The organism is Acidovorax sp. JHL-9, from assembly GCF_000426205.1.
GTDB lineage: Bacteria > Pseudomonadota > Gammaproteobacteria > Burkholderiales > Burkholderiaceae_C > Acidovorax > Acidovorax soli.
In genome coordinates, this window is record NZ_AUEX01000019.1 from 19,346 (window position 1) to 33,014 (window position 13,669).

The following is a 13,669-nucleotide window of genomic DNA, read 5'->3' on the forward strand; positions in this document are numbered from 1 at the left end:
GCCTGGCCAGCCCATCGCGGCACTGCCGGGTGCATCCTGCTGCCGTTTCGCGGGTTTCTGCAGGCCTTGCTGGCGGCGCCTGAACAACCGGTTCTGGCTCGCAGACTGCATTTTGAAAAATGACCCATGGACCTGTTGAGCAGGAACTGGTAAATCAAGTAAGTCTTTATTCCGGATGGCGGATTGCCTTGCAAAGGCTGCGGCGTAGTGCTAAACCGCACCAGCGGTAAATTTCTCACGCCACTGATCAGGAGCGACCGGTCGGTCTTGCTCCATCCTTTGTGCAAGGGGCGAATTCAGCCGCAGCGAAGGAGAAGGTCATGAAAAATTTGCAAACCCAGCAGGTGCGGGCGTTGAAAGAGGGGCTTCAGGGGCCGGTGATTTTGCCGGATGACTATGCCTACGAAGCCGCGCGCAAGGTCTGGAACGCGATGATCGACAAGCACCCTGCAGCCATCGTCTGCTGCACGACCACCGCGGATGTGGTGCATGCGGTGAATTTTGCGCGCGACCAGGGCTTGCCGCTGGCCGTGCGCGGCGGTGGTCACAACATTGCCGGTAGCGCTCTGTGCAACGATGGCATCGTCATCGATCTGTCGGAGATGCGGTCGGCGCAGGTGGATGCCGACGCGCGCCGCATCACCATCGAAGGCGGTGCCACACTGGCGGATTTTGATGCCGCCACCCAGGCCCACGGCCTGGCGACGCCGCTGGGCATCAACTCCACGACCGGCGTCGCCGGCCTCACGCTGGGCGGCGGCTTTGGCTGGCTCAGCCGCAAATACGGCATGACCATCGACAACCTGGAATCTGCCGAAGTGGTGACGGCGGCGGGCGAGGTGTTGCACGCCAGCGCCACCGAGCATCCAGACCTGTTCTGGGCGCTGCGCGGCGGCAGTGGCAATTTCGGTGTGGTGACGCGCTTCGAGTTCCGGTTGCATCCCGTCGGCCCGAATCTGCTGGCTGGGCTGATCGTGTTTCCGATTGCCGAGGCAAAACGGGTGCTGCAGCAGTACCGCGAATTCATGGACCAGGCGCCTGACGAACTGTCGGTCTGGGTCGTTTTGCGCAAGGCGCCGCCGCTGCCGTTCCTGCCCGAAAGCGTCCATGGCAAAGAGGTGGTCGTGCTGGCGCTGCTCTATAGCGGCGACCCCGTGCCGGGAAAAGCGCTGGTCGAGCCGCTGTACCGCTTTGGCACACCGGCTGGCTCCCATGTTGACGTGATGCCCTACGTGGCTTGGCAAAAAGCCTTTGATCCGCTGCTCACGCCCGGTGCACGCAACTACTGGAAGTCACACAATTTCTTGGAACTCAAGGACGGACTGTTCGATGCCGTCATCGACTACATCGCCAGGTTGCCGTCCTCCCAGTGCGAGATATTTTTCGGTGCCATTGGCGGCGCCACCACCGAGCCTGCGCCCGATGCCACCGCCTATGCCCACCGGGATGCCCGTTTCGTCATGAATGTTCACGGCCGCTGGGATGACTCGGCCGATGACGCGCGTGGCATGGGCTGGGCGCGCGACTTCTTCAAGGCCTCGGCGCCCTATGCCAGCGGCGGTGTCTATGTCAATTTTCTGACCGACGATGAGAGCGACCGGGTGAAGGCAGCCTATGGCCAGAACTACGAGCGGCTGGTGCAGATCAAGCGCCGGTACGACCCCGCCAACCTGTTCAGCACCAACCAGAATATCCGACCCGCCTGAACGCGATCCTCGGTGGGGCAGGTCGGCAAAAAAGCTGCTTTGGAATCAAGCAGGCGGCGTGCTCATGCGTTCAAAAAATCCCGGATGGCCGTCAGCGTGCCATCGGGCGCCTCGGTCATCTGGTTGTGCCCCACGGGCAGGCTGACCACCTGCACGACCTTGCCGGCGGTGCGGGCCATGGCGATCAGGCCCTGCGCGGCCTTGGGAGCGGTCATCTGGTCTTGCGCACCCAGTGCAAACAGCACCGGGCACTGCAGCTGCGCCATGGCCTGCTCGCCGTGGGCATAGCTGTCGCAGGCCACGAAGCCCCGGTGGAACAGGTTGACCTCGCGGTTGCTGCGCAGCACCTTGCGGCCCAGCGCCATGCCGGCGCCAAACACCCAGAAGCCCGCACCCGATGGCGGTGCCAGCGTGCTGCGCGAGAACACATTGACCATGCGCAGCGCCTTCTCGGGCGCATTCAACGCCGATTCGATGAGCGCGGGTGACACCTTCATGGGGTAGGCCGTGCCCACCAGCACCAGGTGGCTTGCGCGCGGGCCCAGCTGGGCCGCCGCTTCCAGCGCAATCAGCGAGCCCCAGCTGTGGCCCACCAGTGCGGCGCGTTCAATGCCCAGGGCGTCGAGCAGCGCCGCCACAAAGGCAGCGCCTTGCTCCACGCTGGCCGGGGCATCGCCACCGCTGCGGCAGTGGCCGGGCAGGTCGACGGCCAGCGCATTCCAGCCGTGGTGGGCCATGTAGCGGCTTTGCAGGGCCCACACGCTGTGGTCGTTGAGCACGCCGTGGATGAAGACCACCGTGGGCTTGGCCGCATCGAAGGCTTTGCCACCGGTGTAGCAATAAATCGGGGCACCGTTGACTTGGATGTGCATGGTCAGGCTCCCGCTTTCTCGGCGGCCTTGAGTGCGCGCTTGAGATCGTCAATCAGGTCGTCGGCGTCTTCCAAGCCAATCGACAGCCGGATGGTGCCCTGGCTGATGCCCGCATTGGACAGGGCCTCGTCGCTCATGCGGAAATGCGTGGTGCTGGCCGGGTGGATCACCAGGCTGCGGCAGTCGCCCACATTGGCCAGGTGGCTGAAGACCTTGAGGGTTTCGATGAACTTCTTGCCCTGCTCGCGGTTGCCCTTGAGGTCGAAGCTGAACACCGAGCCGGCGCCGCGCGGCAGCAGCTTTTGCGCCAACGCATGGCTGGGGTGCGACGCCAGCATGGGGTGGCCCACACGGGCCACAAAGGGCTGTGCCGCCAGAAACTCCACCACCCTTTCGGTGTTGCGCATGTGCTGCGCCATGCGCAGCGGCAGGGTTTCGATGCCCTGCAGGATGAGCCAGGCCGTGTGCGGGCTCATGCAGGCGCCAAAGTCGCGCAGGCCTTCGCGGCGCGCGCGCAGCAAAAACGCGCCCACGGTGCTCTCCTCGGTGAACACCATGTTGTGAAAGCCGTCGTAGGGCTGCGTCAGCTCGGCAAACTTGCCCTGCGACCGGGGGCCGTCCCAGTCGAAACTGCCGCCGTCCACCACGATGCCGCCGATGACGGTGCCGTGGCCCGAGAGGAACTTGGTGGCCGAGTGGTAGACCAGGTCGGCGCCATGCTCGAACGGCTGGATCAGCCAGGGCGAGGTGAGGGTGGAGTCCACCAGCAGCGGCACGCCCGCTTCATGCGCAATGGAAGACACGGTGGGGATGTCCAGCACATCCAGGCCGGGGTTGCCCACGGTTTCGCCAAAAAAGAGCTTGGTGGTGGGCCGCACGGCGGCGCGCCAGGCGTCGATGTCGCCGGGCTGCACAAAGGTGGTCTCGATGCCGAAGCGCGCCAGCGTGTAGTGCAGCAGGTTCTGCGAGCCGCCATACAGCGCCGTGCTGGCCACGATGTGGCTGCCCGCGCCCATCAGTGTGGCAATGGCCAGGTGCAGCGCGGCCTGGCCGCTGGCCACGGCGATCGAGCCCACGCCGCCTTCCAGCGCCGCCACGCGCTGCTCCAGCACGGCATTGGTGGGGTTGCTGATGCGGCTGTACACATGGCCCGGGCGTTCGAGGTTGAACAGCGAGGCGGCATGGTCGCTCGATTCAAAGACAAACGAGGTGGTCAGGTGGATGGGCACGGCACGCGCGCCGGTGGCGGGGTCGGGTGCGGCGCCTGCATGCAGCGCCAGCGTGTCAAAGCCGGGGTCGGAGTAACCGGGCATCTTGTGTCTCCAGGGTTGTCAGATCAGCCGGGCATTGTGGGCTATATTTGCCGAGAACCAGCCTGTTGCGCCCCACGCGCCCTCGGAGAGCACACCATGAAAGTCAGCGACATCCTTCGCGTCAAGGGAAATACCCTCTACACCGTGACACCGGACGAAACCATTGCCGTCGCCTTGAGCGTGATGGCGGAAAAAGACATAGGTTCGCTGGTGGTAATGGAGCTGGGCGACCTGGTGGGCATGCTCACCTTTCGCGAAGTGATCCAGGCCATGGTGCGCAATGGCGGCAGCATCGGCAGCATGCTGGTGCGTTCGGCCATGGACGACCACCCCCTGACCTGCACGCTCGAAACCGACATGGACGAGGTGCGCCGCATGATGCTCGACCGCCACGCGCGCTACATGCCGGTGATGGACCGCAGGATGCTCATGGGCGTGATCAGTTTTTACGACGTGGCCAAGGCCGTGGTGGACGCCCAGAACTTCGAGAACAAGATGCTCAAGGCCTACATTCGCGACTGGCCGGACGAAGACGCGCGTCCGGTGGTTTGAGAGATTTTTTGGTGAAATAAGGCGGCAGTGCCTGCTGGCAAATCGCTGGCAGCTATTTTTTGAGAGCGACGGGTTTGCCGCCTGCATTGCGGGGCAAGTGCCGGGCTCTGGGATAATCCAGCGCCATGAGCGGCAACACCTTCGGCACCTTATTCGCAGTCACCAATTTTGGTGAATCCCACGGCCCGGCCATTGGCTGCGTGATTGACGGTTGCCCGCCTGGCATGCCGCTCTCCGAGGCCGACATCCAGGCCGATCTGGACCGGCGGCGCCCCGGCACCAGCCGCCACGTCACGCAGCGCAACGAGCCCGATGCGGTGGAAATCCTCTCGGGCGTGTACGAGGGCCGGACCACCGGCACTCCGATTGCCCTGTTGATCCGCAACACCGACCAGCGCAGCAAGGACTACAGCAACATCGCCGAGAGCTTTCGCCCCGGCCATGCCGACTACACCTACTGGCACAAATACGGTATCCGTGATCCGCGCGGTGGCGGCCGCTCGTCAGCCCGCCTCACGGCGCCCACGGTGGCGGCCGGCGCAGTGGCCAAGAAGTGGCTGGCCCAGCAATATGGTGTGCAGTTTCGTGCCTGCATGACGCAGCTGGGCGAGCTGCCCATCCCGTTCGAAAGCTGGGACCATGTACCTGGCAACCCCTTCTTTGCGCCGGTGGCCGATGTGGCGCCATACGAGGACTACATGGACGCCTTGCGCAAGGCCGGAGATTCCTGCGGTGCCCGCATCCGCGTGCAGGCCACGGGCGTGCCGGTGGGCCTGGGCGAACCCCTGTTCGACAAGCTCGATGCCGACATCGCCTACGCCATGATGGGGCTCAACGCGGTCAAGGGCGTGGAGATCGGCGCCGGCTTTGCCAGCGTGGCCCAGCGCGGCACCACGCATGGTGATTCGATGAGCCCCGGCGGTTTTCGCAGCAACCACGCAGGCGGTGTGCTGGGCGGCATCAGCACCGGGCAGGACCTGGAAGTGAGCATCGCCATCAAGCCCACCAGTTCCATCATCAGCCCGCGCGAATCAATCGACATCCACGGCCACAGCGCCGAGGTCATCACCAAGGGGCGCCACGACCCCTGCGTGGGCATCCGCGCCGCGCCCATTGCCGAGGCGCTGCTGGCCCTGGTGGTGATGGACCACGCCCTGCGCCACCGCGCCCAGTGTGCCGATGTGGTGGCCAGCGTGCCGCCCATTCGGGCTTCATTGCTGTAAGAGCCTGTTGACGATCTTCCAGGGGTCGCGCAGCGGTCTTTGCGCGATGGGATGCCAGGTGCGGTGCGCAGTGGATAGTCCGGCTATCCACAAGCGCCCCAACGCGGCAGACCGCCCGGCAAGGCAATTGCCCGAAGGGTTGGAGTGAAATCGGGCCGATGTACTTGGAGTGTTGGCGCCCCGGCTGCCGGCATGGGCGCGAGCCCATGCGGCGCATCCAAGGCATCCACTCATCCCGATGGCGCTCCAACGCGATTTTCTCCGAGATCGTCAACAGGCTCTTATGGTGAAGTGCCGTGTGGAAAGACCCACTGCCCGGGTTCCGTGGTGATGCCATCGGTCCACGATTTGCTATTTAAGTGATAGCTGTAGTGCCTGGTGCGTAAGCACTTTGGGCCCAAACGCTCTCAATCTGGCGCAATTTACTTGCGCACCTCATCGACCATCGCGCGGAAGTCGTCGATGTCCTCAAAGCTGCGGTACACGCTGGCAAAACGGATGTAGGCCACCTTGTCGAGCTTCTTCAATTCGCGCATGACCAGTTCGCCGATGCGGCTGGAAAGCACTTCACGCTGCCCCAGGTTGAGCAGCTTTTCCTCAATGCGCTCGATGGCGCTGTCAATCTGGGTGGTGCTTACGGGCCGCTTGCGCAGGGCCAGGTTGAACGAGGCGAGGAGCTTGCCGCGCTCGTACTCGATGCGGCGACCATCCTTCTTGACGATGGCCGGGAAGTTCACTTCCGGCCGCTCGTAGGTGGTGAAGCGCTTGTCGCAGGCGCCGCACTGGCGCCTGCGGCGAATGAAGTCCCCGTCTTCCGACACCCGGGTCTCGACCACCTGGGTTTCCTGGTGGCTGCAGAAGGGGCACTTCATTGGAGCAGCGCGCCGGACTTAACCGTAGACCGGGAAGCGGGCTGTCAGCGCATTGACCTTGGCGCGCACGGCGGCGATGTTGGCTTCGTCGCGCGGGTTGTCCAGCACGTCAGCAATCAGGTTGGCCGTGATGCGGGCTTCTTCTTCCTTGAAGCCGCGCGTGGTCATGGCGGGGGTGCCAATGCGCACGCCGCTGGTCACCATCGGCTTTTCCGGGTCGTTGGGGATGGCGTTCTTGTTGATGGTCATGTGGGCGGCGCCCAGCACGGCCTCGGCTTCCTTGCCGGTGATGCCCTTGGCGCGCAGGTCCACCAGCATCACATGGCTCTGGGTGCCGCCGCTCACGATGCGCAGGCCGCGTGCGGTCAGCGTCTCGGCCACCACCTTGGCGTTCCTGGCGACCTGTTCCTGGTAAGCCTTGAACTCGGGCTGCAGTGCTTCCTTGAACGCAACGGCCTTGGCCGCGATCACATGCATCAGCGGGCCGCCTTGCAGGCCGGGGAAGATGGCGCTGTTGATGGCCTTCTCGTGCTGGGCCTTCATCAGGATGATGCCGCCACGCGGGCCGCGCAGGCTCTTGTGCGTGGTGGAGGTGACCACGTCGGCGTGCGGCACGGGGTTGGGGTACACGCCGGCGGCGATCAGGCCGGCATAGTGGGCCATGTCCACCATGAAGATCGCGCCCACGTCCTTGGCCACCTTGGCAAAGCGGGCGAAGTCGATATGCAGGCTGTAGGCCGAGGCACCGGCGATGATGAGCTTGGGCTTGGTTTCGTGGGCCTTCTTCTCCATCGCGTCGTAGTCGATGGCTTCGTTGGCCTCCAGGCCGTAGGAGACTACGTTGAACCACTTGCCGGACATGTTCAGCGGCATGCCGTGCGTCAGGTGGCCGCCTTCGGCCAGGCTCATGCCCATGATGGTGTCGCCGGGCTTGAGGAAGGCCAGGAACACGGCTTCGTTGGCCGAGGCGCCGCAGTGCGGCTGCACGTTGGCGGCCTCGGCGCCGAAGATCTGCTTGACGCGGTCGATGGCCAATTGCTCGGCCACGTCCACATGCTCGCAGCCACCGTAGTAGCGCTTGCCGGGGTAGCCTTCGGCGTACTTGTTGGTCAGCTGCGTGCCCTGCGCCCACATGACGGCGGGCGAAGCATAGTTTTCACTGGCGATCAGCTCGATGTGCTCTTCCTGGCGCTTGTTTTCAGCCTGGATGGCGGCAAAGAGTTCGGGATCGGTTTGCTCGACAAGAGTTTTGCGGTCGTACATGGTATTGGCAGTCCTATGAACTTGTGTCCCTTGAAGCAGGGGCTGCCCAGGCGAACGGCGGAACACAGAAGGTTTTGAGCCTTTGCGGCACGCTCCCTAGTGGTTCGCAAGGGGCATGTCCTTGCTGGTTTCCACGTCAGCGGCGGCCCCCTGTGGGAAGCCGCGCCTATCGCCAGTCGCGTACGTCGCTAGTGTAGCCGACCAGCACCTGGCGCCCATGCCAGCATCCGGGGCGGCCTTGTCGCCCGATTTCGCTCCGGTCTTTGCGGGCGGTCTGCGGCGTTGCGGCGCTTGCCAAGAGCGGGACTATTGGCCGCACACCGCGCCTGGCATCCCCTCGCGCAAAGACCGCTGCGCGACCCCTGGGAGATCGTGAACAGGCGTTTACAGCAAAGCGAGCTTGTCGCCAGCGGTTTCAGGCGCAGTGACGGGGGTGGTGCGGGCCGGGGCCTGGGTTGACAGGGTGGCGGGTGGGTTCATGGGGGCAGAACGTCCACCAGCGACCTGGCGCAAGCGGAAGTGCTCGGCCAGCACCTTGGCGGCGTAGCCACCGTCATCCGGCAGATTGGCCGCACCCACGTAGTAGCGCAGTCCGCCTTCCACCGATCCGGCCCGCGCTATGCATTCCTGCAGCACCTTCACGCCGACGCGCAGGTTGGTGACCGGATCGAACGCCGCGAAATGACCACCGAAGTTCTCGTACTTGTCGGTGTGGACCCGTGTCATGACCTGCATCAGGCCCTGGGCGCCCACAGCGCTCTGGGCAAATGGGTTGAAGCTCGACTCGATGGCCATGATGGCCAGGATCAGGGTCGGATCAATCTTGGTGCGGGCGCCGGTTTCATAGGCTTCGGCCACCAGCGCGCTCAGGGGTTCTGGCGCGACGCGGTACTTCTTGCTCAGCCAGTAAGCCACCGCGGCCTGCTCTTTGGGCAGGTCTTTGGGATTGGTGGCGGTTGCGCGCTCGCTGGCATCCAGCTCGACCGGCATGTCCAGCAGGGCCACCTGGCGGGACTGCAGCCAGTCTCTCAGCTGCTCCTCGCCTGCCTGGCGCAAGTCCGGGCGGGCGGTAAGGGTCAGGACGACAAAGGCAACGGCGAGCCCGATGAGGGCAAAGCTGTTGTGGGTGATCTCAAGGAAACCTTCGGTCACGTCGGTAACGAAGGTTCGTACACCGGAGACAATTTTTCCTGACGCTGTCATAGCTCTTCCTTTCTGAGGCGAGCTCTGCAGACGATGCCGCCGTCAACGACAGCATCGGTTCAGTCACTCACCTGGATTGGTACGCCATCAATTTCGTGCTTCGTTCATAAGGCGAAGCGAGGAACTGACTTAGCCGGGTTCGGCAGCGGGTTGGGGTTTTTACCAGCCCTTTTGGGGGCTGGCGGATTCTAGAAGTTCACTAAATGCCAAGTCAATACTAACAAATTTGTTTTAAATACTAATTTGTTATAAAAAGACTGTAAAAAACACCAGTAAAAGCTTGATTTTTGCCGATTTCACGGAAATGTTGGGGTGCGTTCTGTGACGGCCGTGTGTCAGATTCAATCGTGTTCACGCGACCCATTGAGAATGCAATTTGAGTCAGTCCCGCGAATTTGCTAAGGTGGCGTTGCCTGTGGATTTCAGGCATCGCCAGACAAGGCAAAGTCTCCCGCCGAAGGCATGCAGTGCCCAGGTGCAGCAGATGCTGCTTTTATGGCAAACCTTGGAGGCAATCCCTTGCCTCCTCGCAATGTGGATCTTCATCTCCAGATTGCGAAACGATGGCAAAGACCGTTGCGTCAGCCGTCAAGCCCGGTGAACAGGCCATGCGGCCTGTTTTCCGGGCTTTCTTGTTGGTGCATGGTTCAGCGTGCGGCCCTGAAGGCCGCGGGCGGCTGACGAGGCATGCTGGCCTGGTCGCTGGTGGCGCATATATATAGATAATGGGGCAGTTTTCCTGGGTGCATTCCGTTGTACCGGAGGATGAAGTCCATCAACCGACCTATCTGCGTTCGCCGGCCTGACCGGCTTGCGTCAGATCATTGCTTGATGCGTGGCCCAGGACCGTGGTGTGGTCTTTTGCTGGAACCCGGTGAAAATAGTCTTCTCACCTGCAGGCACGCATGGCACAGGGCCCCAGCGGCCGGCTTTCCACCGCAGCCTGTCCGGTTTTCGTTATCCATTGGATCCATGTTTCCTTTTTTTTCTCGCAGCAAAATGTCCGACGCACCTGAAGTGAACCCGGCCCCGGCCAAAACCCAAGAGTCGCATCCACTGGATGCACTGACTGGCGGCGCTTTTTCGGCCGCCACGTCCAGTGAGCGGGCTTCCCGCATTCGTGACTGGCTCGCTTCCCAGCCGGCGCCCGAGCAGCTGCAGGAGGTCTTCAAGGAACTGAGCGGGCGTGACAAGGGCGCCGCCCGCGCGGTGCGTGAACGGCTGGATGAAATCCGCCGCGCCAAGGGCCAGGAGGCCATTGCGGCTGAGTGGGCCGAGAAGGCCCAGGCATTGCTGGCCGCTCCCAGGCTCAATATTGCAGACGCCCTGGCGTGGCAGCGTGATGCGGCCAAGGCCGGTGCACCCCTGTCGCGCGAACCTCTGTCGCTGCTCAAGGTGCAGGTGGCCGAGCGGGTGAAAGGGATCGAAGACCTGCAGCACCGCGTTCAGGTGCAGCGGGAAGCCGCCGTGTTGCTCGCCCAGCGCATCGAAGTGCTATCCACCAAATCCTGGAAAGATGCCCAGGCTGCGCTCGAATTGCTGCGTGCCGACGTGGCACGCTGGCAGGAGCAGGCCCAGGAGTTGACCGGAGACACCAGCTGGGTCAGCGTGGAGGCGCGCTTTCCCCCGCTGCTGGAGGCCTCGCGCACGCAGCTGCTGGTCGTGTGGGATGCATTCCAGCCTGCCGTGGCGCAAGCCGCTGCGGCTGCTGCGGATACGGCTGCCCCGTTGCCTCCCGTTCCCGTGTGGGCCGACGAGTTACGTGCTGCCCGTGGCTTGCCCGTGGAGGCTGCCGCTGCCACAGCGGCCAAGCCGGCCCGAGGGGCACGCCCCAAGGCGGATCCGCAGGTGCAGGAGCAGGCCATGCAGGTGGTGCGTGAAGCGCTGGCCACCCTGGAGAAGGAAACGGCCGAAGGGCATGGCAAGGCCAGTGCGGGCGCCGCATCTGCGCTGCGCGCGGTGCTGAAGGTGCATGGCAAGCATATAGACACCCCGTTGGAGCACCAGGTGCATGCCGCGCTGGTGGCTGCAGGTGAGCTCGAAGGCTGGCAGCGATGGAGCGCAGACCAGGTTCGCGAAGAGCTGGTGGCCAAGGCGCAGGCGCTGCTCCAGCGTCCCGAGGGCCAGGCCTTGGGTGGCCGCAAGATGCAGGAAACATTGCGCCAGTTGCGCGAGCAGTGGAAGCAGTCGGACCAGGGCGGAGCGCCCAACCACGGCCTCTGGAAGAAGTTTGATGAGGCGTGCAATGCCGCGCACAAGGTGGTCGAGGCATGGCTGGACAAGATTCGCACCGAGGCGGCCGAGCACAAGGCCCAGCGCCTGGCTCTCATCGAAGAGGTCAGGGCGTGGGCGCAGGAGCATGCCGCCTCTGGTGACTGGAAGGCCATCAACCGCGCGCTGCACCAGTTTGGCGACCGTTGGCGCGAAGGCGGGCATGTGGGGGAAAAGCTGTTTGCCGAACTGCAGCCGCTGTGGAAGCAGGCCATCAGTGCGGCTGCCGCACCGCTGGAAAACGCGCAAAAAGACAGTCTGGCCCGCCGCCACGCGATGATTGATGAAGCGGTGGCGCTGGGCGCTGCGCCCACGCTGCGCATTGATGCCGTGAAGGCCTTGCAGCAGCGGTGGCAGGCCGAAGCCCAGGCCGTGCCGCTGGACCGCAAGCATGAGCAAAAGCTGTGGGATGCCTTCCGCAAGCCGATCGATGAAGCCTTCAACCGCAAGTCGGCAGACCGGGAGAAGGCGGTCACCGAACTGAGCGCCCGCGACCGGGTGGTGCTGGAGGCCTCCAAGGCGCTGGAAGCCACCAATGCCACGGGCGACGCGCAGCAGATTCGCTCTGCCATGCAGGCGCTGGAGGCCGCGCTGCACGGACAGGCCCAGGCGGCACAGGTGGTGGCTTCGGCGCAGAAAGATGCCCAGAATCAGCTTGAGGCACCCGCCTCATCTGCGCAGGCAGTTGCTGAAAATGCAGCTGCAGAGGCAGCAGCAGAAGGTGCTGAAGAAGTGCCTGCATCTGCTGCTACCCCTGTCGTTCCCAAGCCGGTTGCACGCCCCGTGGTGGCGGTGCGTGGCGATGACCGTCCTGGCATGAAGAAGGATGCGCCCGCAGCGCCAGGCCGTGGCGGGCGTCCGGGTGATCGCCGCGATGGTCGTGGTGATCGCGATGGCGGCCGCAATGAACGTGGCGGCCGCTTCGGTGATCGTCCTGCATATGAAGAGCGCGGGCCGCGCCTGGGTGACGCGGCTTTCCGCGCCCAGCGTGAAGCCATGGAGCACGCCCAGCTGGCGCTCAAGAAGCTGGCCGCGCAGGCCCATGGTGAAGCGCTGACGCAGCTGCTGACGGCCTGGGAAAAGCGCGATGCGGCGCTGTTGCCGAGCACGCAGGAGTTGGGTGGCCGGGTCGCGGCCGGCGTGCGTGCTGCCTGGTCGCAGGCGTTGTCCGCCCCTGCAGCAGGCGATGCTGCCGAGGCCTTGCTCCGGCTGGAGATGGCGGCCGAGGCGCCAACGCCGGCGGAACATATCGGTGCGCGCCGGATGCTGCAATTGCAGCTGCTCACCCGCCGCAACGATCCGGCGCCGGCCCAGACCTGGGGGCAGGATGCTGCGCGTGTCCTGGCCAGTGCCAACGATGCTGCCAGTGCGCGTCGCCTGCAGAACGTGCTGAAAATCCTGCTGCGCAAGTGACTCCGTGACCACTGCATTCCAGATACGTCCTTTTGAAATGGAGGACGAAGCGGCCGTGGTGGCGCTCTGGCACGACTGCGGTCTGCTGCGCCCCTGGAATGATCCCCACAAGGACATTGCGCGCAAGCAGACTGTGCAGCCCGGGCTTTTTCTGGTGGCCATGGCACAGGGGCTGGATGGTGAGAATGTGCTCGTCGGAACCGCCATGGCGGGGTATGACGGCCATCGCGGTTCGGTGTATTACCTGGCGGTGGCGCCGGGGCGCCAGCGGCTGGCCATTGGCCGCAGCCTCATGGAGCGGGTCGAGCAGCAATTGGTGGCCATGGGTTGCCCCAAGGTCCATGTGCTGGTGCGCACCGCCAATGTGCAGGTCATGGCGTTTTATGAAAAGCTGGGCTATGCCCGGGATGATGCACTCAGCCTGGGAAAACGGCTGATTCCCGACCTTTAGAGTCTGTTTGCGATCTCCCAGGGGTCGCGCAGCGGTCTTTGCGAGATCGTCAGCAGGCTCTTGGGCTCCCGCGCGGATGGAATGCACCACCGGGTTTCCATGCGAGCGCAGGATCGGAAAGAAAAAAGCCGTTGCGGTTGCAACGGCTTTTTAATGTATTGGTGCCCAGGAGAGGACTCGAACCTCCACGATGTTACTCGCTAGTACCTGAAACTAGTGCGTCTACCAATTCCGCCACCTGGGCTTTCAGATCAGCTTTGAATTATAGAACAAGTTTTTCAGGCTTTCGGCGAATCGCTGGCAAATTTTGTGGAGCGCGCGCGATCAGGCGTGAACAGGAGGTGACGGGAGACTCGTGGCAAATAAAAAAGCCGCTGTAGATACAGCGGCTTCAATATTCTGAAAACCGTAACCGGTTCTCGTTAAACTTGGTGCCCAGGAGAGGACTCGAACCTCCACGATGTTACTCGCTAGTACCTGAAACTAGTGCGTCTACCAATTCCGCCACCTGGGCATTTCAGGAAAGTCTA

The 13,669-nt window shown here is 63.6% G+C and carries 10 protein-coding genes, 2 tRNA genes and 1 riboswitch; of the genes, 5 read left to right on the top strand and 7 right to left on the bottom strand.

All coding sequences use genetic code 11. From position 1 onward, the window contains the following. Positions 1 to 320: 320 nt before the first annotated feature. Positions 321 to 1,706 carry an FAD-binding oxidoreductase gene (locus K225_RS0113040; RefSeq protein ID WP_026436834.1) on the top strand — a complete coding sequence of 462 codons (1,386 nt, stop codon included), beginning with the start codon at positions 321 to 323 and terminating at the stop codon, positions 1,704 to 1,706. A gap of 62 nt (positions 1,707 to 1,768) precedes the next feature. Here K225_RS0113040 and K225_RS0113045 read toward each other — a convergent pair whose 3' ends face one another. Both K225_RS0113045 and K225_RS0113050 read right to left on the bottom strand, forming a co-directional pair. Next, positions 1,769 to 2,578: an alpha/beta fold hydrolase gene (locus K225_RS0113045; protein WP_026436835.1), complete on the bottom strand. Its 810-nt coding sequence runs from the start codon at positions 2,576 to 2,578 to the stop codon at positions 1,769 to 1,771. 2 nt (positions 2,579 to 2,580) lie between these two features. Then, positions 2,581 to 3,891, bottom strand: a complete 1,311-nt coding sequence (locus K225_RS0113050; protein ID WP_026436836.1) for an O-acetylhomoserine aminocarboxypropyltransferase — start codon at positions 3,889 to 3,891, stop codon at positions 2,581 to 2,583. A 96-nt stretch (positions 3,892 to 3,987) separates the two neighbouring features. On the opposite strand from K225_RS0113050, the gene K225_RS0113055 reads away from it, so the two are divergent. Both K225_RS0113055 and aroC read left to right on the top strand, forming a co-directional pair. Continuing rightward, positions 3,988 to 4,443, top strand: coding sequence for a CBS domain-containing protein (locus tag K225_RS0113055; RefSeq protein WP_026436837.1), 456 nt, complete (start codon positions 3,988 to 3,990; stop codon positions 4,441 to 4,443). 125 nt (positions 4,444 to 4,568) lie between these two features. After that, complete coding sequence (aroC, locus tag K225_RS0113060; RefSeq protein WP_026436838.1) at positions 4,569 to 5,666, top strand: chorismate synthase; 1,098 nt, start codon at positions 4,569 to 4,571, stop codon at positions 5,664 to 5,666. 422 nt (positions 5,667 to 6,088) lie between these two features. Here aroC and nrdR read toward each other — a convergent pair whose 3' ends face one another. The 3 genes from nrdR to K225_RS0113075 all read right to left on the bottom strand — a co-directional run bounded on the left by nrdR (position 6,089) and on the right by K225_RS0113075 (position 9,004). Further along, a complete protein-coding gene (gene nrdR / locus K225_RS0113065; RefSeq protein WP_026436839.1) occupies positions 6,089 to 6,538 on the bottom strand; it encodes a transcriptional regulator NrdR in 450 nt (149 codons plus the stop codon). 18 nt (positions 6,539 to 6,556) lie between these two features. Then, positions 6,557 to 7,801, bottom strand: coding sequence for a serine hydroxymethyltransferase (gene glyA, locus K225_RS0113070; protein ID WP_026436840.1), 1,245 nt, complete (start codon positions 7,799 to 7,801; stop codon positions 6,557 to 6,559). A 37-nt stretch (positions 7,802 to 7,838) separates the two neighbouring features. Beyond that, positions 7,839 to 7,991, bottom strand: a riboswitch (ZMP/ZTP riboswitch). A 194-nt stretch (positions 7,992 to 8,185) separates the two neighbouring features. Then, the gene (locus K225_RS0113075; protein ID WP_026436841.1) at positions 8,186 to 9,004 is read right to left on the bottom strand and encodes a lytic transglycosylase domain-containing protein; all 819 of its coding nucleotides are present in this window, start codon (positions 9,002 to 9,004) and stop codon (positions 8,186 to 8,188) included. Between the two features lie 972 nt (positions 9,005 to 9,976). On the opposite strand from K225_RS0113075, the gene K225_RS0113080 reads away from it, so the two are divergent. Then, positions 9,977 to 12,688: a DUF349 domain-containing protein gene (locus tag K225_RS0113080; protein ID WP_026436842.1), complete on the top strand. Its 2,712-nt coding sequence runs from the start codon at positions 9,977 to 9,979 to the stop codon at positions 12,686 to 12,688. A gap of 4 nt (positions 12,689 to 12,692) precedes the next feature. Further along, on the top strand, positions 12,693 to 13,139 hold the full coding sequence (locus tag K225_RS0113085; RefSeq protein WP_081679686.1) for a GNAT family acetyltransferase: 447 nt from the start codon (positions 12,693 to 12,695) through the stop codon (positions 13,137 to 13,139). Positions 13,140 to 13,298: 159 nt separating this feature from the next. On the opposite strand, the gene K225_RS0113090 is transcribed toward K225_RS0113085, so the two are convergent. Further along, positions 13,299 to 13,383: transfer RNA gene (locus tag K225_RS0113090), tRNA-Leu, on the bottom strand. 185 nt (positions 13,384 to 13,568) lie between these two features. Continuing rightward, positions 13,569 to 13,653, bottom strand: a tRNA-Leu gene (locus K225_RS0113095). Positions 13,654 to 13,669 lie beyond the last annotated feature (16 nt).